This window comes from Natronococcus jeotgali DSM 18795, assembly GCF_000337695.1.
Taxonomy (GTDB): Archaea; Halobacteriota; Halobacteria; order Halobacteriales; family Natrialbaceae; genus Natronococcus; species Natronococcus jeotgali.
Genome location: NZ_AOIA01000034.1, coordinates 96,939 through 118,517, shown reverse-complemented (window position 1 = coordinate 118,517; position 21,579 = coordinate 96,939). Strand labels below are relative to the sequence as shown.

At 68.5% G+C, this 21,579-nt stretch carries 16 protein-coding genes; 7 read left to right on the top strand and 9 right to left on the bottom strand.

Annotated elements, in window-relative coordinates; translation table 11 throughout:
* Window positions 1–25: 25 nt before the first annotated feature.
* From C492_RS06210 to C492_RS06195, 3 genes are all read right to left on the bottom strand, one after another.
* Window positions 26–2,593, bottom strand: coding sequence for a DUF2309 domain-containing protein (locus tag C492_RS06210; protein WP_008421488.1), 2,568 nt, complete (start codon window positions 2,591–2,593; stop codon window positions 26–28).
* The gene (locus C492_RS06205) at window positions 2,586–4,085 is read right to left on the bottom strand and encodes a proton-conducting transporter transmembrane domain-containing protein (protein ID WP_008421486.1); all 1,500 of its coding nucleotides are present in this window, start codon (window positions 4,083–4,085) and stop codon (window positions 2,586–2,588) included. Before C492_RS06205 ends, C492_RS06210 begins: the two co-directional genes overlap by 8 nt.
* A 305-nt stretch (window positions 4,086–4,390) precedes the next feature.
* A complete protein-coding gene (locus C492_RS06195; protein ID WP_008421484.1) occupies window positions 4,391–4,855 on the bottom strand; it encodes an Lrp/AsnC family transcriptional regulator in 465 nt (154 codons plus the stop codon).
* Window positions 4,856–5,094: 239 nt separating this feature from the next.
* Here C492_RS06195 and C492_RS06190 point away from each other — a divergent pair, with 239 nt between their 5' ends.
* The 3 genes from C492_RS06190 to C492_RS06180 all read left to right on the top strand — a co-directional run bounded on the left by C492_RS06190 (window position 5,095) and on the right by C492_RS06180 (window position 7,346).
* On the top strand, window positions 5,095–5,289 hold the full coding sequence (locus tag C492_RS06190; RefSeq protein ID WP_007259363.1) for a cold-shock protein: 195 nt from the start codon (window positions 5,095–5,097) through the stop codon (window positions 5,287–5,289).
* A gap of 120 nt (window positions 5,290–5,409) precedes the next feature.
* On the top strand, window positions 5,410–5,781 hold the full coding sequence (locus tag C492_RS06185; RefSeq protein WP_008421479.1) for a cupin domain-containing protein: 372 nt from the start codon (window positions 5,410–5,412) through the stop codon (window positions 5,779–5,781).
* 47 nt (window positions 5,782–5,828) lie between these two features.
* Window positions 5,829–7,346 carry an NAD(P)H-dependent oxidoreductase gene (locus C492_RS06180; protein ID WP_008421477.1) on the top strand — a complete coding sequence of 506 codons (1,518 nt, stop codon included), beginning with the start codon at window positions 5,829–5,831 and terminating at the stop codon, window positions 7,344–7,346.
* A gap of 15 nt (window positions 7,347–7,361) precedes the next feature.
* Here C492_RS06180 and C492_RS06175 read toward each other — a convergent pair whose 3' ends face one another.
* The 6 genes from C492_RS06175 to C492_RS06150 are packed head-to-tail and all read right to left on the bottom strand — an operon-like array spanning window position 7,362 to window position 15,904.
* Window positions 7,362–9,200 (bottom strand): IucA/IucC family protein, encoded by a 1,839-nt coding sequence (locus C492_RS06175; protein WP_008421475.1) that lies wholly within the window; start codon window positions 9,198–9,200, stop codon window positions 7,362–7,364.
* A 1-nt stretch (window position 9,201) separates the two neighbouring features.
* A complete protein-coding gene (locus C492_RS06170; protein WP_008421473.1) occupies window positions 9,202–10,572 on the bottom strand; it encodes a lysine N(6)-hydroxylase/L-ornithine N(5)-oxygenase family protein in 1,371 nt (456 codons plus the stop codon).
* On the bottom strand, window positions 10,565–11,224 hold the full coding sequence (locus tag C492_RS06165; protein ID WP_008421471.1) for a GNAT family N-acetyltransferase: 660 nt from the start codon (window positions 11,222–11,224) through the stop codon (window positions 10,565–10,567). Before C492_RS06165 ends, C492_RS06170 begins: the two co-directional genes overlap by 8 nt.
* Window positions 11,221–13,050 (bottom strand): IucA/IucC family protein, encoded by a 1,830-nt coding sequence (locus C492_RS06160; RefSeq protein ID WP_049892787.1) that lies wholly within the window; start codon window positions 13,048–13,050, stop codon window positions 11,221–11,223. The genes C492_RS06165 and C492_RS06160 overlap by 4 nt, the downstream gene beginning before the upstream one ends.
* Window positions 13,047–14,534: a pyridoxal phosphate-dependent decarboxylase family protein gene (locus tag C492_RS06155; RefSeq protein ID WP_008421467.1), complete on the bottom strand. Its 1,488-nt coding sequence runs from the start codon at window positions 14,532–14,534 to the stop codon at window positions 13,047–13,049. Before C492_RS06155 ends, C492_RS06160 begins: the two co-directional genes overlap by 4 nt.
* The gene (locus C492_RS06150; protein WP_008421466.1) at window positions 14,531–15,904 is read right to left on the bottom strand and encodes a diaminobutyrate--2-oxoglutarate transaminase; all 1,374 of its coding nucleotides are present in this window, start codon (window positions 15,902–15,904) and stop codon (window positions 14,531–14,533) included. The genes C492_RS06155 and C492_RS06150 overlap by 4 nt, the downstream gene beginning before the upstream one ends.
* A gap of 381 nt (window positions 15,905–16,285) precedes the next feature.
* Here C492_RS06150 and C492_RS06145 point away from each other — a divergent pair, with 381 nt between their 5' ends.
* The 4 genes from C492_RS06145 (at window position 16,286) to C492_RS06130 (ending at window position 21,562) form a co-directional block, all read left to right on the top strand.
* Window positions 16,286–17,395 (top strand): FecCD family ABC transporter permease, encoded by a 1,110-nt coding sequence (locus tag C492_RS06145; protein ID WP_008421464.1) that lies wholly within the window; start codon window positions 16,286–16,288, stop codon window positions 17,393–17,395.
* Window positions 17,395–18,252, top strand: coding sequence for an ABC transporter ATP-binding protein (locus tag C492_RS06140; RefSeq protein ID WP_008421462.1), 858 nt, complete (start codon window positions 17,395–17,397; stop codon window positions 18,250–18,252). The genes C492_RS06145 and C492_RS06140 overlap by 1 nt, the downstream gene beginning before the upstream one ends.
* A 77-nt stretch (window positions 18,253–18,329) precedes the next feature.
* The gene (locus C492_RS06135; protein WP_008421460.1) at window positions 18,330–19,442 is read left to right on the top strand and encodes an ABC transporter substrate-binding protein; all 1,113 of its coding nucleotides are present in this window, start codon (window positions 18,330–18,332) and stop codon (window positions 19,440–19,442) included.
* A gap of 53 nt (window positions 19,443–19,495) precedes the next feature.
* Window positions 19,496–21,562 carry a DEAD/DEAH box helicase gene (locus C492_RS06130; RefSeq protein WP_008421458.1) on the top strand — a complete coding sequence of 689 codons (2,067 nt, stop codon included), beginning with the start codon at window positions 19,496–19,498 and terminating at the stop codon, window positions 21,560–21,562.
* Window positions 21,563–21,579 lie beyond the last annotated feature (17 nt).

The following is a 21,579-nucleotide window of genomic DNA, read 5'->3' as shown; positions in this document are numbered from 1 at the left end:
GTCGTCGCGAGCGACGATCGGGCGGTCAGTCCCGCGCCGACGCTGAAACGCCTCCCTGCTCTTGCTCCCGACCGCGGGCCGGAGCCGCCGTCCGCGACTGCGATACCGCCGTCCACTCGAGGTCGCCCCGGTAGCGAAACGCCTCGGCGTTCCGCTGCGGGTCGACGACTAGCAGGTCGCCGATCCAGCCGTTGTCGACCAGCCGTTCGACGTCGTCGTGGCGGCGGAGGATCTCGGTCACGCGCTCGCGCGGCGCGTGGACGACCGCCGTCAGCCGGAGCGGCTGGTGGTACGGCTCGTCGTCGTCGAGCTGCAGCGACTGGAGCGGCAGGCCGGTCATCAGGTCGCCGCCGTTGCCCTGCACGACGCCGACGTTGCCCAGCGGGCTCTGCGTGACTTTCGAGCCGCTGCCGTAGACGCGGTTGTCCACGGTCGCGAAGTAGTACTGGTTGTTGATCCACTGGGTGACGACCAGCGGCCCCGTCATAATCGCCTCGAGGGCCTCGCCCTCGGGGTCGGTCGTCCAGTCGTAGGAGTGGAGGAACGCGCGGCCGTCTAAGTTCTCGTCGTCGGTCAGTTCGCGCGGCCCGATGACGAACGAGGCGTTGCCGGCTAGCCCCCACTCCGGACGGGTTTCGGCCCAGTCGGCCGCCCTGCGCTCGACTTCGGCGACGGCCGCTTCGGGGTCGACTTCGCCGTCGGTCATCGACTCGAGGCGCTCGGCCGCCGCGCCGGCCTGGGCACGCTCGAGGTCGGCGCGCAACTGCTCGAGATCCTCGCGGTGAGTCTCGGGGACCGCGTCGTCGAACAGTTCGATCTCGTCGGTCGTCGTGTTGTGCTCGCCGGCGAGAAAGACCGTGTCGTCGGGGATGTGGAAGCCGCGCTCGCGGAGTTCCGCCTGCACGTTCGAATCGTTGCAGATCGTCGCGAGCACGCGGGCATTGGGCCCGCCGGGGTTACCGGCGCAGGCCCCGCAGTCGAGACTCGAGTCGAACGGGTTGTTCGTCGTCCGGCTCGCGTGGCCCGCGAAGACGACCAGGCGGGCGAAGTCCGTCCAGCCCATGAGCGCGAAGGCGTTCTCGGCGTACTCGACTTTCGCCTCGAGGCTCATTCCCTGCGGGAGGTCGTGGTCCGCGTGCGTGTGGTCCTCGTGGTCGGCGTACTCGAGGGCCGGCGAACAGAACTCGTGTCGGCTCGGGACGCGCTCGTCGACGGCGTTCTCGAGCGAGGCGATCGCCGAGGGAGCGAGCGTCCGCGCGGCCATGGCCGAGCCGTAGGCGGCACCGCCGCCCTCGACGAACGGGAAAGCGGCGACGACGTTGGCCTTGAGCCGCTTGAAGTGTTTCCGCGTCACCTTCGCGAGGCCGGTCCAGCGGTCGCGTTTCGTCACCGTCTCTTCGTCGTCGGGCCGGTCGACCACGCGGTGCTCGGGCTCGACGATCGGCGGACAGGCGTCGACGGAGGCGGTCGCGTCGTACCCCTGGTACCGCATCGGGACGCCGAAGAAGCCGGCGTAGCCGTGGGTCTCGTAGTTACCCTGCTGCTCGATGTGACGGCGAACGATCTCCGAGCGCGTGTCGATGCAAAACACCAGTTGCCCAGCGGGCCGAGACGTCTCGCCCGCGTCGGCGGGATCGGTCACAGAGCCGTCGATTTGCTCGAGCAAGCGCCCGCGGTAGCTCTTCTCCCAGGCGGTCAGCCAGATCTCGGGGAGGGGCGGCTCCGCGTCCTCGCCGTCGCCGGTATCGGAATCTTCGTCCGCAGACGGCGACTCGATCGGCGCATCGAGTCGGTCCGCGAGCGTCAGGCGCACCGCGAGGTACTCCCGCAGCGCGATCGGGTACTCGGCCTGCCAGGGGTCGGTGTCGTCGTCGACGCGTTGCTTGATGAACCCGGTCCAGCCCGGCAGCGCGGCGAAGTGGCGCTCGGCGATGTCGACCCACCGGCTCTCGGGGTGTTCGTCGAGGATCGACTCGAGCGCCTCGGTCGCCGTTTCCGGAAGGTCCGAGGGATCGTCACAACCCGGCACGTCGCCGCCGTAGGGCGCGACCGAGCGCCAGGCGGCGTAGAACCCCTCCTCGCGGTTCGGCATCGGCCACTTGGCCTGGCCCTCGTCGAGGAAGGCGCCGAGCCACTTCGAGAGCACGCGGTCGACGGTCTCGGTCGCGCCGTCGGACTCGGCGTCGCGCGTCGCTTCGACCTCGGCCTCGGCCAGCTCCTCGAGGAGCCGCTCCGGATCGCGGTCGATCCCGCGGGCCTCGAGTTCGGCGGCGAGCACGTCGGGATCGATCTGGCCGCGCTCCCACGCCGTGCGGAAGACGTCGGGGTGCGGGTAGCCCCGCCCGCCGAACAGGCGCTCGGCCTCGTCGACGGCCCGGTGGAACGGCTGCTCCTCGAACCCCGAGAGGGGGTTGGCCGTGACGAACGAGTACAGCGGCCAGACGGAGCCGACCCGCTCGGCCGCCCGCTCGATCGTCGCGGCGATGGGGTCCCGATCGGAATCCGTCTCGGGGCGGTCTGCCGCCTGATCGCGTTGCTGTGGTGCCTGTTCGGCCCGGGCGCGTTCGAGGTCTTGAGCCGTCTGCTTAGACATCTTTGTACTCCTCCTTGTTCGTGAGGACGGTCGACGAATCCGGCTGCGAGAGGTTCAACAGCGTGACGTAGAGGCGCTCGCTCGAGCGGTGCCACCCCAGTTCCGTCGCGAGGTAGGCTCCGACGAACAGGGCGACGACGAGGCCGTGCGCGATCGTCACGTCCGTCGAAGCGTGGGTCATCGCGGAGGGAACCACCGCCGAGATCGCGTTGTACAGCAGGGCGTAGCCCCCGATAGCCGTGAGAACGACCAGCGGGACGCTGACGAGCCGGACCGACCGCGAGAGCGTCGTCCGGTTGAGGATGTCCCGCGCCGCGGTCAGCGTCGTCAGGACCACGACGAGCGTCAGGATCGTCCCGCTGTCGAAGGCCAGCCCCGTGGCCTTCCCGGTGAGCGCGCCGAAGAGCACGCCGCCGCCGACAGCCGTGAGCAGGCTGACGACGGCGCTCGAGAAGCCGAACTCGGTGTGGCCGGCGTGTTTGGCGGTGGAGCGAGGCGCCGTCTCCTCGACGGCGGCTCCCGACGAGAGGAAGAGGTAGGCCTTGTAGAATCCGTGCAGGACGAGGTGGGCGATCGCGGCCGCGAAAAAGCCCAGTCCGCACTGGAGGATCATAAAGCCCATCTGGGCCATCGTCGAGCTGCCGAGCTTGCGCTTGACGTTCGTCTGGACGAGCAGCATCGCCTGCCCCAGCAGGGCGCTGACCGCGCCGAGGAGGACGACGGCCGACATGATCGCGAGGTGGTCGGCGACCAGCGGGGCGAAGCGCGTCAGCAGGACGCCGCCCGCGTTGACGAAGCCGGCGTGCATCAGCGCCGAGGCCGGCGTCGGCGCCGTCATCGAGGACAGCAACCAGCCGTGGAACGGGAACAGCGCCGACTGGATCAGCGCCGCGAGGACGATCCCCCCAGCGGCGACGAGGCCGACCGTCCCGGAGACGCCCTCGAGACCACCGAGAATGCCGCTGATGGAGGTCGTCCCGATCTCCCAGGCCAGCAGCGCCAGGCTCCCGGCGAGGGCCGCGCTGCTGGCGACGAAGTACCGACGCGCCAGCGCGCCGGCGGCCCGTGCCTGCTCCCACTCGCGGACGTGGCCGATGAGGCCGGCCATCAGCAGGCCCATCGCGAGCCACGCCGCCACGAACAGCGCGACGTGATTCGCCGCCGTAAGCGCCATCACGACGAGCGTGAACGCGAACACGCGAGCGAAAAAGCGCTCGAGGTCGCGGTCGCCCGCCATGTAGCGCCGGGAGTAGCTGTGGACGATGCCACTGAAGAAGGTGACCACGACCCAAAGCACCGCGGTCAGCCCGTCGACGACCGCGTAGTCGGCGCCTGTCCACGGCTCGCCCCGTCGGACCGTCAGCGCGAGAACGCCGACGCTACAGAGGAACAGTACCCACACCAATCGCGTCGACGCCCGCGGAACGACCGAATCGTCCGTCGTCGTCAGTTCCGAGAGTTGTGCGGCGTCGATCGAGCGTTCGTCAGTCATGCGTCGAGTCATCCCTCCGACCAGCGCGGACGGTCGCACTGCGGGGCCCGTCTGGTCGTCGTTACCACCGCTTTGAACATCCTGGTTATTATAACCTGCTGTTCGAACAAATCGTTCGCCAAATCCGTGTGAAAGAACATCATGGTCTTCCGCAAGAAGTGCCGCGAACCGACCTGCCGATTCTCAGCACATCTGGAGAGTTCGCCGCTCTGGTACGACGAAGACGCCGCCGACGCGGCGTTACCGTCGGACTCGGTAGGTGCAAAGTAGTATAAAAAGTGAACCGAAACCAAGTGACGGCGCGGTCACTCGGCGGAGAACTCGTCGAACGAAGTCGACTCGTGGCTGCGCACGAGGACCTCGTCGGTGATCGTCAGGCCCATATCCGAGAGTTCCTGAGCGATCGGCGTGATGCCCCGATCGTTCTTGACGACGGCCGTCACGAGGAGGTTCTCCTCGCCCGTCACCAGTTCCTGTACCGAGACGACGCCGGGAATGTCCAGGATCTCGTCGAGGTAGTCGCCCCGCTCCGGGATCGGCGCCGTACAGAACAGCAGCATCCGGATCGGATAGCCGGACTTCGTGTAATCGATGTTGGCGCTGTACCCCTTGATGACCCCTTCCGACTCCAAGCGCTGAATCCGCTTGCGGACCGTACTCGAGGACGCGTCGGTCCGTTCGGCGATCTCGCCGGACGAGAGATTCCGGGCCTCCTCCTGGAGCGCGTAGAGGATCTCCCGGTCGACCGCATCGAGTTCGTACTCGGCCATACCGGGTCGTTTCGACCGGCCAATATAAGGGGCTTCGGCCGATCCCGCGTTCCGGGCCGTCGTGCGGCGCTCGTCGTCGATCCCGGGCGGCGAGCGGACGTACACCCGTTTCTCGAGGTCGACGACGTGTAACCCGATGCAAGGGCGAAATCGACGGCGACGGCGAATGTGACAGCCGATACACCGTCGATCTACGAACCGCAGCGTTTATACATATCGCACCACTCTCTTCAGAAGCAATGGCGAAAGGAACCGTTGATTTCTTCAACGACACTGGCGGCTACGGATTCATCGAAACTGAGGACGCGGACGAGGACGTCTTCTTCCACATGGAAGACATCGGCGGCCCGGACCTCGAGGAAGGACAGGAGCTCGAGTTCGACATCGAGCAGGCCCCCAAGGGCCCGCGCGCGACGAACGTCGAGCGCCTGTAAGGCGGATTCGTAACGGTATCGGCTCTTGACTGCAGTATTTTACACTTCTTAGCCGCGGCTCCGGTCACGGCGAGACGGCCGAACTACAACGTTTAGTAACACCCCGCACGACTCTCGGGTATGACCGAACCCGAACCGCGCGTTCGCCGTCGAAACGAGATCGAGTACGAACCCGTCGACGCCGCCGACGGCCTCGAGAAGGGCGTTCTGATCGACGAAAGCGACGGCGCGCCGAACTTCGCGATCCGTCGGTTCGTCCTCGAAGCCGGCGCCGAGGTCCCCGAACACACCAACGCGGTCGAGCACGAACAGTACGTCCTCGAGGGCGAGTACACGGTCGGAATCGGGGACGAGGAACGCGAGGTCGAGGCGGGCGACTCCCTGCTGATCCCCGCGGGCACCGTCCACTGGTACCGCAACGAGGGCGAGGAACCCGGCGCCTTCCTCTGTGCGGTGCCCAACGGCGACGACGAGATCGAACTCCTCGAGTAGCGGGCGGACAGTTCTATACGGCCGACGATCCAACCGTCCGAACAGCCGTGAACGTACTGCTGATCCTCGGGCACCCGCGGACGGACAGTTACTGCACCGCGTTGGCCGACGCCTACCGCGAGGGCGCTCGCGAGGCCGACGTCGACGTGCGCGAGCTCGCGGTCGCCGACATCGAGTTCGACCCCGACGTCCGCGCCGATTCCCCCGAGAACCAGCCCCTCGAGCCCGACCTGCGGGCGGCCCAACGGGATCTCGAGTGGGCCGACCACCTCGTCTTCGTCTACCCGAACTGGTGGGGGACGATGCCCGCCCGACTCAAGGGGTTTTTCGACCGGTTGTTCAGGCCGGGCTTCGCCTTCTCTTTCTACGACGAGGGCGAGGGCGCGGGCAAGGAGGAGCTGCTCGACGACAAGACCGCCGAGCTGATCGTCACGATGGACGTCCCCCCGCGGATCTACCGCTGGGTCCTCCGCCAGCCCGGCAACCACGCGCTCAAGCGCGCGACGCTCGGCTACGCGGGCGTGCGAACGACGCGAGTGACGAACATGGGACCGATCGAGGACTCGAGCCTCGAGGAACGCGAGGACTGGCTCGAGGAGGTCCGGGAGCTGGGCCGGAGCCTCGAGACGGGGCCCGACACGCGGCTGGGACGGGCGAAGCGAACGGCGACGAGCTGGCTGAAGGCGCTGCGCCTGCAGTTCTACCCGATGGCCTGGATCGCCTACACGATCGGGGCGCTGGCGGCGGTCGGCTCGGACGCCTTCTCGGCGGGCGCGTACTGGCTCGGGCTCGGCTTCCTCTTCGCCCTCGAGGCCGCGACGGTGTTGAGCAACGAGTACGCGGATTACGAGACCGACCGGTGGAACACCTTCGCCGGCCCGTTCACCGGGGGCTCCCGCGTGCTGGTCGACGACGAACTGTCGTTCGGGCAGGTGCGGGCCGGGATCGGCGCGTTCCTCGCGGCGGCCGTCGCACTCGGCGGTGCCGCGGCGCTCGTCGGGATCGGCTCGACGGCGGCGACCGCGGGGACGATGGGTGCCCTCGCGGCGCTGGCGCTCGGGTACACGCTCCCGCCGCTGCGGCTCGCCTACCGCACGCTGGGCGAACTGGACGTCGCCGTCACCCACAGCGTCGGGGTCCTGGTGCTCGGGTTCGTTGTCCTCGGGGGCGCGTGGTACGATCCGGTGCCCTGGCTGCTGGGACTGCCCTTTCTGCTGTCGGTGCTGCCCTCGATCACGCTGGCCGGCGTGCCCGACGTCGCCGCCGACCGACTCGCGGACAAGTGGACGATCGCGGCCCGGTTCGGCGTCGGCGGGGCCGCGACCGTGGCCGCGGGGACGGCCGTCCTCGGTGCGCTGCTGGGCGCTCTCCTGGGGTTGCTCGACGTCGTTCCCGGCTACGGTCCGGCGATCTACCTCTCGCTCGTCCACGCGCTGGGGCTGGTCTGGCTGCTCCGGGAGCGACTCGAGCCGGCGGCGGGCGCCCAGCGCATCGACCTGTTGATGGCGGCCTCGCTGAGTTTCATCGCCTGGTTCGGCGTCGTCCCGCTGGTCGGGCTGCTGTGAGCCCGACCGACTCCGTCAGTCGTCGGCGGGATCCGGCGTCGCGTAGTCGGGACGGCCGTCGGCGACCTCGTGGAGCGCGTTCGCGACCGTCCCGTGCTCGGCGGCGTGGGGCCGACCCGGCGCGTCGTCGTAGCCGGAGTCGAAGATCCGGTTGCGGTTGAGGGTCAGCTTCGTGAACTCCGGCCGGAGCAGGTCGAACAGCTCGAAGCGGTCCTCGAGTTCGGGGAACCGCGCCTGGTAGTCGAGGATCGCCTCCCGTGCGTGGGTCCAGAACCGCTCCTCGGAGTACTCTTCGTGGACCTCGAGGACGTCCGCGACGTATCGCAACACGCAGACGAACAGCCCGGAGAAGATAAACTGGCAGAGCCCCTCGGGGGGCTCTTTCCGGAGCACGTCGTGGACCTCGTCGGGCAGGGCCTCGAGTTCGGGCAACGGTCGGTCGCTCACGTTGACGTCGTCGACGAAGTCCTTGACCGCCAGTCGCGTCGGCACGCCGTCCTCGAGGATCAGGATGGTGTTCTGGCCGTGCGGGGAGAACACCGTCCCGTAGCGGTAGAGGAAGTGCAACAGCGGCGGGAGCACGGTGTCGAAGAACTCCTCGAGCCACTCGTCGAGGGTGAGCCCGGAGCGCTCGACGAGCCGGGAGAGGAAGGGCTCGCCGTCGCCGTCGACCTGAAACAGCGCCGAGAGGGTGACGGCGCGTTCGTCGTCTTCGAGGAACGTGTAGATCGACTCGCGCCAGACGGCGCCCAGCAGCTCGTGGTACTGGTACGGCGAGCCGTCGATATCGGTGAAGTCGCCGTGGTCGTAGTTGATCCCGGCGATCTCGCCAGGGAGGACGAGCCCCTGGTCTTGCAGGAACTCGTCGTCCTCGTAGATTCCACGGATGTACTCGGTGACCGTCGGCGCGAGCTCGGTGCGTTCGCCGGGCAGGCCCCGCCAGACGAGCGTGTTGAGGATCCGCATCGGCACCTTGACGTGGTGTTTCGACTCGTCGTCGAGGTTGACGAACGTGCGAACCGACTGCTGGGGGAGGTACTCGTCGGGACCCTCGCCCAGCGGGACGACGTCGTCGGCGGCGATGTCGTCGGGAAACAGCGGGACGATACTGTTGTCCCACTGCCAGTCGTGAACCGGCAGGAGGTAGTAGGCGTCGGGATCGAGCCCCCGGCCTGCGAGGCGATCACGGAACGCGCCGTAGGTATCGCCCAGTTCGCTACGGACGAGCGAGTCGTGATCGACGTCCGCGGTGCCGACGAACGTCGCCTTCTCCCGGCGCACGGCGACCCAGGAGAGGGTCACGGGCTCTTTCAGTTCGGGCGCGTACCGCCGGTAGTCGTCGTACCCCCAGCCGAGCCGGCCCTTGTTGTAGGTGATCCAGGGGTGGCCGTCCGTTTCGCCCTCGAGGCGGGCGTAATCGAGCGCGAGCGGGTCGAACTCCTCGCGCTCGCGCCGTCGGGCCTCGACGTGGGCGTCGGCCAGCAGCGTGCGCTTGTACTCCCGGACGAGGTTCCCCTCGGTGAGACCCTCGAGATCGGTCGCCTCGCCGAGGTCTCGCAGCAGGCGAAGCGGGTCGTCGAGAGCGGCCCACGTCCCGTTCCCCTCCCGGCGCTGGACGGTCTCCCCGTGAACGTGGAGGCTGTCCATCAGTCGCTCGGTCGCCTCGAAGCGGTACGCCGCGTCGTCGAAGTCGACCCGGTAGGTGGCGCGGTCGTCGCGGGCCTCGACCGGCCGCGGATCGAGGATCTCCTCGTAGGCGAACTCCTCGAGCATCTTCGTCAGGAGGCGGCGCTCGACCGTCTCCCATACCTCCGCGTCCAGTGCGTTCCGTCGGATGGTGTCGTTCGGATTCATGTCAGTCGTCCTGCGTCGGCGTCGGGGTCGGTTCGCTCCCGGGTCGGGAGGCGCCTGGCGCGCGCTCGAGGAATCGCTCTATCGAGAAGTCCTGGAAGACGGTGTCCGTGTCCTCGGGGTAGGCCTCGCGGCCGACCAGCCGGTTGACGAACCCCGCGTTCCGGTCGCAGCCCAGCCCGAGGTCCGGGACGCCCACGCCGTGGGTGTGCACCTCGGCGTTCTGGAGGAAGACGTCGCCCGCGGCGTCGATCTCGAGGCGGTGGTCCGCGGTCACCTCGAACCGCCCGCGGTCGTCCCACGCGATGCGATCCGCGAGGGGCTCGAGGAACTCGGGGATCGGGCGCTCGTACCCGGTCCCGAGGATCACGACCTCGCTCTCGTGGACGAACGACTCCTCGGCCTGCCACTGGCGACAGTCGAGGACGTAGGCGTCCCCGAGGGGCTCGATGTCCCGAACCTCGGTCATCGCGAAGAGTCCGACGTCGGGCTCGCGGTCGCCGATCGAGCGCTGGTAGAGCAGATCGTAGATCTCGGCGCTCGTTCCCGGATCGACGCCCTTGTACAGCAGGTCCTGGTTCGGGATCAGGTCGTCCTTGACTTCCTGGGGGAGATCGTAGACGTACCGCTCGTACTCCGGGGAGAAGTGCTGGAGCCCCAGTTTCGAGTACTCCATCGGGAAGAACCCCTCGGAGCGAGTCAACCAGTCCAGTCGATACTCGCTCTCGGGCTGGCGCTCGAGCAGGTCCTGGAACACCTCCGCGGCGCTCTGTCCGGAGCCGACGACGGTGATCGAGTCGGCCGCGAGCGCGCGGTCTCGCTCGTGGCGGTAGCGGGCGGTGTGGAACACGTCCTCGTCGGCCCCGCAGTCGAGGGCCTCGGGGACCCGCGGCCGGGAGCCGGTCCCCAGCGCGAGGTGCTCGCCGCGGTACTCGAAGCGCTCGCCGGTCTCGGGGTGTTCGGCGGCGACGACGTACTGCTCACGGTCGCCGTCCCACCGGACCGCCGTCACCTCGCGGCTGAACCGACAGCTCCCGAGGCGCTCGGCGACCCAGCGAAGGTAGTCGTCGTACTCCCGGCGGGGGATCTGGAACCGCTCGTAGAAGTAAAACTCGTAGATCCGTCCGGTCTCGCGTAGGTAGTTGAGGTAGCTGTGGGGGTTGGTCGGATCCGCCAGCGTCACCAGGTCCGCGAGGAAGGGAACCTCCAGGGTTGCGCCCTCGAGAAGCATTCCCTCGTGCCAGCGAAAGTCGGCGTCGCGCTCGAGGAAGGCCGCGTCGACGTCCTCCTCGAGGCCGTCCAGTAGCGCCGCGAGCCCGAGGTTGAACGGGCCGAGGCCGACGCCGACGACGTCGTAGACGCCGTCGTCAGTCATCCGCTCCACCTCCCGTGCCGGCTCGAGCGAGGGCGTCGTCGGCGACGCCCTCGTCGAGGGCGAGCGCCGCCGACTCGAACCGTTCGCGCTCGCAGACCACCAGCAGCGCGTCCTTCTCGGCCTCCTCGAAGCGGAACTCCCCGCGGGGTTCGAACCCGCAGTCCTCGAAGACCGCGATCGCGCGATCGTTGCGGGCGTCGGGTTCGGCGATCACCCGGTCGGCCCTCGAGCGGCGAAACTGCATGGCGACGACCGCCCGCAACAGCGGTCGGGCGTACCCCCGGCCGAGGTACTCCTCGGGACCGATCAGCAGGTGGACGCCCCGGTCCGCGGGGTCGGCGTCGTAGTGGTTCGCGACGTCGTCCTCGGCCGCCCGGTAACACTCCCAGTAGCTCATCGGGACGTGGTCGAGACAGCCGACGTACGGCGTGAGGTGGTCGTCCTCGAGCTTGGCCGCGAGGCGGTTCCGAAACGCCGCCAGCGGCAGGTCGAGTTGCCAGTACGGTTTCACGTGTTCGCTGCCCAGCCACGCGTGGAGGCGACCGAGGTCGCGCTCGAGGGTCGCCTGGCGCAGCGAGATCGTCCGATCGATGCGTCGGTCGTTGGCCTGATAGTCGTAGTCGGCCGCGACGGTAGCTTTCGGTTCTGTCATGGGTCGAGTTCCGCGACGAGCGGGTTCCTCACGTCCGCGTAGACGGACTGGTTCTCGAGGTCGTTCTCCAGTTCGTCGAGCCCCCGGAAACGGGTCAGCAGGTTCGCCTTGCACGGGATCGTGGGGGACTCGAGCAGCGGGTCGAGGAAGTTCGAGGACGGACGGTCGTAGCGCTCGCGGGCGCGCTCGAGTTCCTCGCGCAGCAGCGCCAGGAGCCGGCGTTCCCCGACGAGGTCGGCGCAGCCGAAGGCGTTGATCAGGTCGACGGCGTTGTTCAGGATCACGTAGTACCGAAGTCGCTCGTCGGCGACGGCGTCCGCACAGACGGTGTCGGCGCGCTCGCCGACGCCGGGCAGGTAGTCGTCGACCGCGGGGTAGACCGACTCGGGGAAGTAAAAACCCTGATTGTCCCGGTAGCGGAACGCGTCGGGGTACCCCTCGTCGTCGAGCGTGAGGACGGAGTTCTGCTGGTGAGCCTCGAGGCCGACCCCCTGGACGAGGTAGAGCCAGAGCACGGGACGAATCCCGATCTCGAGGTAGCGGCGGAACCACTCCTCGCTCACCGTCTCCGTGGACCGTCCCTCCCGCTCGGCGATCCCCGCGACGAGCCGGCCGAGCCGCGAGGGGCCCGCGATCCCGTCCTGGCACAGCGACGCCAGCGGGGTCGCGTTCTCGGCCGCGTCCCCGCAGAACGGGTTCGATCGAAGGATCGTCTCGAGTCCCGACTCGCGGTCGTCGCCGACGTCCAACGCGAGGTACGCGGGGTCGCGGACGACGTCGAAGGCGGGAAACGCCGCGTCGAGTTCGTCGCCGAACTCGGTCTCGAGGAGTTCGGCGACCGCGACGCCCCGTTCGAGTTCGGGGCGCTTGTTCGCCCGCACGGAGTTCGTGATCCGCACGTGCAGCGACGACTTCACCATGAACGGCGCGGCCTCGCTGTACAGCGTCCGGACCGACGTCGTCGGGTGAAACTCCCGGCCGACCGCGCCGAGGTGCTCGAGGCCGTCCCCGAGGCGGTCCCGAACCCGGGGCTGGTCGAGCAGGTAATCGGCCTGCCAGGGGTGGACGGGCAGGAGGACATCCTCGCTCTCGACGTGCTCGACGACGAACGACTCGGGTACCTCGGGGTCGTCCCGGAGGGCGTCGTTCACCCAGCTCGCGGCGCTTCGCTCGAGCGCCGAGTCGGCGGTCACGAGGGCGGGGTCGGCCCGGAAGTACTGCAGCGGAAACGAACCCCGCAGTTCCGGCGCGTAGGTTCCGCGGTCGCGGACCGCGATCCCCTGCCGACTCTTCGGAGTCGGGTGGCGGTGGTGTCCGAAGACCAGCGCCTGCTCGGCGTCCCGGAAGGACAGCTCCTCGGCGTAGAGTCCCGCCTCGTCGCCCGCACGTGCCGCGACGAACGACGCGACGTTGCGCTTGCTTCGAAGGACCCGCTCGAGCAGGTCGTCCGGAACCGCGTCGCCGTCGCCGGCGAGCGAGAGGTCCTTCACGACGAGCGCGGCGAGGGTGGCCGCGTCGACCGATCGGGCCGTCCCGTCGGGGAGCCGGTACCGCACGGGCGTCTCGAACAGGTGTCGCTCGGTCGGCGAGCGGTACGCGAGCGGCGCCAGCAGTTCGATCCCCTGTTCGGGAAGCGTCGCCCGGAGGAGCCCGTCGGGCCCGGGATCGACGCCGGCGACGCCGTCCTCGCAGACCTCGTACGCGCCCGTTTCGCGCAGGTAGCAGTTGAGGAAGGCGTGGACGGTGGCGTCGTCGGCCCGCTCGGCGGGATCGACGTCCGCGTCCGTCGCCCCGTCTGCCGCCCGGGGATCGAGTCCGGTGCTCACGCGACCACCCCCCTGGCGTCGGCGACTGCGGACCCGCACTCGCGGACGGCCTCGAGGATCGCTCCGACGTCTTCGACGGTCGCAGTCGGGTTCAGCAAGGTGAGCTTCAGGCTGGTCGCGTCGTCGACCTCGGTACGGGCGACGACCGCGCGTCCGTCCGCGAGGAGTTCCCGCCTGACGGCGGCGTTCAGCCGTCCGGCCTCCGCGTCGGTCATCCCCTCGCGGGGGCGGTAGCGGAAGACGACCGCGTTCAGCGTCGGGTCGCCGAGCAGCTCGAAGTCCGCGGCCGACTCGAGCAGCGCCGCGGCCTCGTCGGCCAGCTCGAGAGTGTCCTCGACGAGGGCGGCCATCCCCGACCGCCCGAGCGCGCGGAACGCGACGTAGGGCTTCAGGGCGTCGAACCGCCGCGTCGTCTGGACGGACTTCGCGACGAGGTTCGGCACCCCGCGGTCGTCGTGGGCCTCGGGGTTGAGGTAGGCGGCGTTGCGGGCCATCCAGCGGAACGCGTCGCCGTCCCGGACCAGCAGCGCCCCGCAGCTGATCGGCTGGTAGAACAGCTTGTGGAAGTCGACGGCGACGGAGTCGGCCCGCTCGATTCCCTCGAGGAGATGGCCGTACTCGTCGCTCACGGCGAGGGCGCCGCCGTAGGCCGCGTCCACGTGGAACCAGAGCCCGCGCTCGGCGGCCGTATCGGCGAGCGCCTCGAGCGGGTCGATGCTGCCGAAATCGGTGGTCCCCGCGGTGCCGACGAGGGCGAACGGCTCGGCGTCCCGGTCCTCAAGGTCGTCCAGCGTCTCCTCGAGCGCGTCGGGAGCCATCCGGCGGCGGTCGTCGGTCGGAACGGTGACGACGGCGTCCTCGCCGAGGCCGAGGTGGTGGGCGGCCTGTTTGGCCGTGAAGTGAGCCGCCTCCGAACAGAGAACTCGCAGCGAGTCGGCACCCGGGGGGAGCCCCTCGGCCTGAACGTCCCGATCGAACCGGCGGGCGCAGCGCCGATCGCGGGCCAGCAGCAGGGCCTGGAAGTTCGACTGGGACCCCCCGCTCGTAAAGACGCCGTCCGCGCCCGCGGGGAGGTCGAACAGGTCGCAGAGGGCGTCGACGACCCGCTCCTCGAGGACCGTCGCGGCGGGCGCCTGGTCGAACGAGTCCAGCGACTGGTTGGTCGCCGACAGCATCGCCTCGGCGGCCAGCCCGGGGACCGACGGGGGACACTGGAGATGGGCCGCACACCGCGGACTCGAGGGGTCGACCGAGTGAGCGAGGACGCGATCGGCGACCTCCTCGATCGTCGCCTCGAGCCCCTTCCCGTCCTCCGGAACGACCGGGTCGTCGAAGCGCTCGGCGAGCGACTCCGGCGAGGCCCCCGAGTAGGGATCGTCGCCCGCGGCGACCGCGTCGAGCACCGCGTCGGTCGCCAGCCCCATCGCCTCGCGGTAGGCGGCGTCGCCCGCCGACGATCCGAGGAACAGACCGTCGTCGCTCATCCGCGCACCTCCGGGGCTGGCTTCCGCCCCTCGAGAACGGACGCGACCGCCTCGTCGAAGATCGACGCGATCTCGTCGACCTGCGACGCGGAGACGATCAGCGGCGGGAGGAATCGCGCGGTGGCGCTTCTCCGACCGCCGAGTTCGACGACGAGACCGCGGTCGAAGCACTCGGCCTGTACGGCTTCGGCCAGGTCGCCGGCGGGAGCGTGGGGGCCCGGACCCCGCCACTCGTCGTCCCGGTCGACGAACTCGACGCCGAGCATCAGGCCGCGACCCCGCACGTCGCCGACCGCGTCGAACCGCTCGGCGGTCGCCTCGAGGCGATCGCGCAGGCGAGCGCCGACGTCGGCGGCGTGGTCCGCGAGGTCGTGCTCGAGGACGTAGTCGATCGTCGCCTCCCCGGCGGCCATCGCGAGCTGGTTGCCCCGGAAGGTGCCGGCGTGGGCGCCGGGCTCCCAGACGTCGAGCGACTCGTCGTAGACGACGACCGCGAGGGGCAGTCCGCCCCCGACGGCCTTCGAGAGCGTGAGGACGTCGGGAACGACGTCGGCGTGCTCGAACGCGTAGCGTTCGCCCGTGCGGCCGAGCCCCGTCTGGATCTCGTCGACGATCAACGGGATCTCGCGCTCGCGCGTGATCCGTCGGATCTCCCGGAGCCAGCCGTCGGGCGCGGGCACCGCCCCCGCCTCGCCCTGGACGGGCTCGAGGATCACGCCGGCGGGCTCGGTGATCCCGCTTTCGGGGTCCTCGAGGAGGCGCTCGACGTACCGGCTGGCGGTTCGGTGCCCCTCCTCCCCGCCGATGCCGAACGGACAGCGGTAGTCGTTGGGGTAGGGGAGGTGGTGAACGTCGCTCATCAGCCCCGGAACGGGATCCTTAGCGTCGGTGTCGCCCATCAGGCTGAGCGCGCCGCTGGTCATCCCGTGGTAGGCGCCCTGGAACCCTAGGACGCTCCGGTTACCCGTCGCCGTCTTGACGAGTTTCAGCGCCGCCTCGACGGCGTCCGTCCCGGCGGGGCTGCAGAACTGCACCTTCGCGGAGCGGGCGAACTCGTCGGGGAGGCTCTCGAACAGCGAGTCGACGAACCGCTCCTTCGCGGGGGTCGAGATGTCGAGGGTGTGCAGCGGCCGATCAGCCTCGAGAACCCGCTCCATCGCATCGATCACCCGCGGGTGGTTGTGCCCGAGCGCGAGCGTTCCCGCCCCCGCGAGGCAGTCGTAGTACTCGTCGCCGTCCATGTCCGTCACCGTCACGCCCTCGGCCTCGCGGATGGCGAAGGGGAGGTGGCGAGGGTACGTCCGCGCGGCGGACTCGCGTTCGGCCTGCTGGGCGAGTAGCTCCTCGTTGCCGCGTCCGCGGTAGCTCACGGGGCGACACCTCCGCGCGCGACTGATTTCCGCACACGATACCGCTGATTTCGATTCGGATCTCCTCGCATGTATCGATTTAGGCTACCCTAAAAGGTTGTAAATCCACTGGTTTTAGGTCAGCCTAAAGAAAGAGCAGTGACACGTTCGGTCGGGTGGCGGAATCGAGCGTCGACTCCGAGCGCCCGCAAGACGGAACGACGGCCGGAAGACGTTTCCGCGAGAAGCAACAACGCCGAGTCGTTCGGTGAACGGCCGCCCCTCGAGGCGGTCCCGACAGTACGATCGCCGACGGACTCCCGCTCGAGGGTCGAACCGATCGCCGTCGCGTCGGTTCGTAATCACAACTCCTATATGTCTTTTAGGCACACCTAAATGGTGATGGGAGAAGCGAAGTCGGTCGGGGGACACCCGTCGGCCCGGGAACGGGAAAACTGGCTGACGGGCACGCTCGTGCTCTTCTGTCTGGCGAGCACGGTCGTGACCGTCGTCGCCGGGCTGATACAGGTGAGCTTCGGGGAGTACTCGATGACGTTGCGCGGGGCCTGGGAGGCGGTGTTCAACCCCGCGGTGATCTTCAACCTCGAGGCCTGGTCGTCGTTCCTGTTCGGAACGGAACCGCCGGACGTGAGCACCGAGAGCGTCGTCGTCTGGAGCCTCCGACTGCCGCGGGTGTTCGTCGGCGTTATCGCGGGCGCGACGCTGGCCGTCTCCGGGGCGATCTTCCAGGCGGTGACGCGCAACGAACTGGCGAGTCCCTTCGTTCTGGGCGTCAGCTCGGGGGCCGGATTCGCCGTCCTGGCGACGCTCGTCGTCTTCAGCGGTCTCTCGCCGTTCCTGCCGCTGATCGCCGCCCTGGGCGGCACGCTCGCGTTTCTGGTCGTCTACACGATCGCCTGGAAGGGCGGGACCAGTCCCGTCCGACTCGTACTCGCCGGCGTCATCGTCAATATGGTCTTCCAGTCCCTCCAGCAGGGGCTGTTCTTCTTCGCCGACGACCTGGGCGTCGTCCAGAGCGCGATCGCCTGGCTCACGGGATCGCTGACCGGAACCGGGTGGGCGGAGGTCCGGATCGCGATCCTGCCGGCGATCGTCGCGATCGCGCTCGCGCTCGCCGGCTCGCGCCAGCTGAACGTGTTGATGCTCGGCGAGAGCACCGCCCGGTCGCTCGGTATGCGCGTCGAACGGGTCCGGTTCCTGCTGTCCGCGCTCGCGATCCTGGCCGCGAGCGTCGCCATCGCGATCGCGGGCGTCGTCAGCTTCTTCGGGCTCGTCGTCCCCCACATCGTGCGAAACACCGTTGGAAGCGACTACCGGCGATTGATGATCGGCTGCGCCTTCGCCGGACCCGCATTGCTGGTCACGGCCGACGTCGCCGCGCGGCTTGCACTGGGGGGCGTGCAGATGCCCGTCGGCGTCGTCACCGGCCTGATCGGCGGTCCGTACTTCCTCTACCTGATGCGCAAGCAGCGATCGATGGGTGAACTCTAATGGCACGAACGCAACGCGATACGGACCGAGGACGGCATCGAATCACCGACGGCGACGGCGTCGCCGTCGAGAGTGCCCTGGTCGGCGACGGGCTGGAACTCAGCTACCCGACGAGCGAGGAGACCGTCGTCGACTGCGCGCGCCTCGACGTTCCGGAGGGTGCCGTCACCGCGCTCGTCGGTCCGAACGGTAGCGGGAAGAGCACGCTCCTGAAGGGGCTCTCGAACCACCTCGAGCCCGACGCGGGAACGATCACGATCCACGGGAACGACCTGAACTCGTTCGACCCCAAGGAGCTGGCCCGGGAGCTGGGCGTGCTCTCCCAGGAGAACGACTCGCTGGGCTCGATCACCGTCGAGGACCTCGTCTACCACGGCCGCTACCCCCACCGGGGCTTTTTCGACGGCGTCGACGTCGAGGACCACGAGGCGGTCGACCGCGCGGTCGAGCTGGCGGGGATCGAAGCGCTCCGCGAGACCGAACTCGGCCAGCTCAGCGGCGGCCAGAAGCAACTCGCCTGGATCGCCATGGTCCTCGCCCAGGAGACCGACGTGTTGTTGCTCGACGAGCCGACAACGTTTCTCGACGTCCACCACCAGTTTCGCGTCCTCGAGACGATCCGCCAGCTCAACGAGCGAAAGGGCGTCACCGTCGCCGTCGTCCTCCACGACATCTCGCAGGCGGCCCGCTTCGCGGACTACCTGGTCGCCATGCGCGACGGCGAGCTCTACGACTGGGGGCCGCCCGAGGAGGTCGTCACGGAGGAGCTCCTCGCCGACGTCTTCGGCGTCGAGGCCAGGGTAACGCGCGAGCCCGAACTGCAGGTGCTCCCCAAGCGCGCGCTTTCCGATCGGTGAGCGTCTCGATCCGCAAACCGCCACTTCTCTCCCGATAGTCGTAACAACTATATACTTTTAGGCTAGCCTAAAACGTGATGACCGACGCGCAGCAGTGGACGAGACGGACCGTCGTTCGAGCGGGCGGCGCGGTCGCCGCCGGGACCGCGCTGGCCGGCTGTATCAGCGGGGGAGACGGAGGAAGCGACGGCTCGGGCGACGGAGAGTCGTACAGCGTATCGATGCCGCCCGTCGGCGAGGTCGAATTCGAGGGCGTCCCGGAGACGTGGGTCGCCAACAACGGTAGCTGGGCCGACATGGGCGTCGCGCTGGGTCGGGACCCCCCCGAAGCGCTCTGGATGCCCTCGCGGTATCACACTCGCTACTACGACGAGATCCCCGACGTCTCCGTCGACGGGGACTCGATCGACGCGCTGTACGAGGACGGCGACGGCGTCGACAAGGAGAAGTTCTACGACCACGACGCCGACGTCCACGCCATCGATCCGAACTTCCTGCAGAACCGGTACGACGGCTGGGAGGAAAGCGACATCGAGGACGTTGCGGGGGTCGGGCCGTTTTTCGGCAACAGCATCTTCTCGCGGGAGTACGACTGGCACGACTACGAGTACCTCACGCTGTACGAGGCCTTCGAGAAGGTCTCGCAGGTATTCCGGGAAGAGGAGCGCTACGAGGCCTTTGCGGAGCTCCACGACGAGTTCCAGTCGACCCTCGAGGACGTGGTACCGCCCGAAGAGGAGCGGCCGGCGGTCGCGGTCCTGTGGCCCAACGGCGACGGCACGTTCCTCCCGTACGTCATCAACGAGGGGACGAGCTTCAAGCAGTGGCGCGACCTGGGCGTCCGCGACGCCCTCGCCGAGAGCGACGTCGAGGACTTCCACAGCTCCCGCGGGCAGATCGACTACGAGACGCTGCTCGAGGTCGACCCCGACGTCATCCTCTGTCGCGGCAACGAGGACGCGAGCGCCGAGGAGTTCCAGGAGTCCGTCGTGGCCAATATGGAGGCCGACGCCGCCGGCAGCGAGCTGACGGCCGTTCAGAACGGCGACGTCTACCGCGGCGGGCCGCTCTACCAGGGACCGATCACGAACCTCGTCGTCACCCAGCGGGCGGCCGAGCAGGTCTACGGCGTCGACGAGCAGCTGTTCGATCCCCAGGCCGTTAGCGACATCGTCAACGGCGACGCCTGAACGGACCACTCGAGTCCGAACCGCTGAAATACCGTCGCGCCGTACTCGTCGTCGTGTCGCAGCAGGTCCAGGACGTCGAAACGATATTCTGCCACCAGACGGGCGACGACTACCTCGTCGTCGTCCAGCGGGACGGCAAGCGACTGTTCCGGGCGAAACTCGGACTCTCCGAGACCTCCGCGGGTCCTCGACCCGCGAAGTTCCGGCTGAAGGACGGCTCGAACGAGGAGCCCCGCCAGCCCGACGAGTTCGTCGAGCTCGCCCGTCGAGCGAAGCGTATCCGCATCTCCGAGCAGACCTCGCCCGAGAAGCGCCGCGAGCTCACCGAGATGCTGTCGGGCTACCAGCTCGAGGACAAGACCAAGGCCGTCCGGACCTGCCGCTACTGCGCCTCTGCGGGGCGGTACTCCCCGGTGACGACCGACACCGCGGTCAAGGACAACACCGACTGGATCTGTCGGGACTGCGCCCGCCAGGAACTCGAGCGCCAGCTCTCCTTTTCCGGCGGCGGGGCGGTCACCGGCGCCGCGAAGGAACGACTCGAAGAACTGATGCTCGAGGTGCAGGACCTCCAGCGGATCGTCAACCTGCTGCAGGGCCAGCTCGATCCCGACCTCACCCAGTTCGACACCATCTCGGCGACGACCGACGAGGTCGACCCCGTCCGGGTGGACTCGCTGAATCTACATCCGGGATTACAGGGGCTGCTCGAGGACCGGTTCGAGACCCTGCTGCCGGTTCAGAGCCTCTCGGTCGAGAACGGCCTCTTCGAGGGCGACGACCAGCTCGTCGTCTCGGCGACCGCGACCGGGAAGACCCTCGTCGGCGAGATGGCCGGCCTCAACCGCGTGCTCAACGGCAAGGGGAAGATGCTGTTTCTGGTTCCGCTCGTCGCACTCGCGAACCAGAAACACGAGGACTTCGAAGACGAGTACGGCCACCTCGTCGACGTCTCGCTGCGGGTGGGAGCGAGCCGGATCACCGACGACGGGAACCGGTTCGATCCCGACGCCGACGTCATCGTCGGCACCTACGAGGGGATCGACCACGCGTTGCGGACGGGCAAGGACCTCGGCGACATCGGCACCGTCGTCATCGACGAGGTCCACACTCTCAAAGAGGAGGAGCGAGGCCACCGACTCGACGGGCTGATCTCCCGACTCAAGTACACCTGCGAGCAGCGCGCGGCCCGACGGGACGAGTACGGAGGAGCCCAGTGGATCTACCTCTCGGCGACGGTCGGCAACACCGAACAGCTCGCCGAGGTCCTCGAGTCGAAGCTCATCGAGTTCGAGGAGCGACCCGTCCCGATCGAGCGCCACGTCACCTTCGCCGACGGCCAGGAGAAGGTCCGCATCGAGAACAAACTCGTCAAACGGGAGTTCGACACCGAGTCCTCGAAGGGGTATCGGGGCCAGACGATCATCTTCACCAACTCCCGCAGGCGGTGTCACGAAATCTCCCGGAAGCTCGAGTACTCCGCGGCGCCCTATCACGCCGGGCTCGACTACGGGCGACGCAAACAGGTCGAGCGCCAGTTCGGCGACCAGGAGCTGTCGGCCGTCGTGACCACCGCCGCCCTCGCGGCGGGCGTGGACTTCCCGGCCTCGCAGGTGATCTTCGACTCGCTGGCGATGGGAATCGAGTGGCTCTCGGTCCAGGAGTTCCACCAGATGCTCGGCCGTGCGGGTCGGCCGGACTACCACGACGAGGGGAAGGTGTACGTGCTGGTCGAACCCGACTGTTCGTACCACGGCTCGATGGAGATGACCGAGGACGAGGTCGCCTTCAAACTCCTCAAGGGAGAGATGGAGTCGGTGATGACCCACTACGACGAGGACGCCGCCGTCGAGGAGACGCTGGCGAACGTCGTGGTCGGCGGCAAGGCCGCCAAGCGCCTCAACGATCGGATGCTCGGCGAGGTGCCGACCAAACACGCCATCGGGAAGCTGCTCGAGTACGGGTTCATCGACGGGTTCGAGCCGACACCGCTGGGCCAGGTCGTCACGCGGCACTTCCTCTCGCCCGGCGAGGCGTTCGCGCTCGTCGACGGGATCCGCAAGGAGGCCCACCCCTACGACCTGATCGCCGACATCGAGCTTCGGGACGAGGAACTGTAGCGCCCTTCTGGGAACGC

What these genes read in the sequence shown, in the direction of transcription:
- C492_RS06170 (WP_008421473.1), bottom strand. Translation starts at nt 10,572, where the DNA reads ATGACTGACGACGGCGTCTACGACGTCGTCGGCGTCGGCCTCGGCCCG.
- C492_RS06205 (WP_008421486.1), bottom strand. Translation starts at nt 4,085, where the DNA reads ATGACTGACGAACGCTCGATCGACGCCGCACAACTCTCGGAACTGACG.
- C492_RS06210 (WP_008421488.1), bottom strand. Translation starts at nt 2,593, where the DNA reads ATGTCTAAGCAGACGGCTCAAGACCTCGAACGCGCCCGGGCCGAACAG.
- C492_RS06135 (WP_008421460.1), top strand. Translation starts at nt 18,330, where the DNA reads ATGACCGACGCGCAGCAGTGGACGAGACGGACCGTCGTTCGAGCGGGC.
- C492_RS06175 (WP_008421475.1), bottom strand. Translation starts at nt 9,200, where the DNA reads ATGAATCCGAACGACACCATCCGACGGAACGCACTGGACGCGGAGGTA.
- C492_RS06195 (WP_008421484.1), bottom strand. Translation starts at nt 4,855, where the DNA reads ATGGCCGAGTACGAACTCGATGCGGTCGACCGGGAGATCCTCTACGCG.
- C492_RS06185 (WP_008421479.1), top strand. Translation starts at nt 5,410, where the DNA reads ATGACCGAACCCGAACCGCGCGTTCGCCGTCGAAACGAGATCGAGTAC.
- C492_RS06165 (WP_008421471.1), bottom strand. Translation starts at nt 11,224, where the DNA reads ATGACAGAACCGAAAGCTACCGTCGCGGCCGACTACGACTATCAGGCC.
- C492_RS06190 (WP_007259363.1), top strand. Translation starts at nt 5,095, where the DNA reads ATGGCGAAAGGAACCGTTGATTTCTTCAACGACACTGGCGGCTACGGA.
- C492_RS06155 (WP_008421467.1), bottom strand. Translation starts at nt 14,534, where the DNA reads ATGAGCGACGACGGTCTGTTCCTCGGATCGTCGGCGGGCGACGCCGCC.
- C492_RS06145 (WP_008421464.1), top strand. Translation starts at nt 16,286, where the DNA reads ATGGGAGAAGCGAAGTCGGTCGGGGGACACCCGTCGGCCCGGGAACGG.
- C492_RS06140 (WP_008421462.1), top strand. Translation starts at nt 17,395, where the DNA reads ATGGCACGAACGCAACGCGATACGGACCGAGGACGGCATCGAATCACC.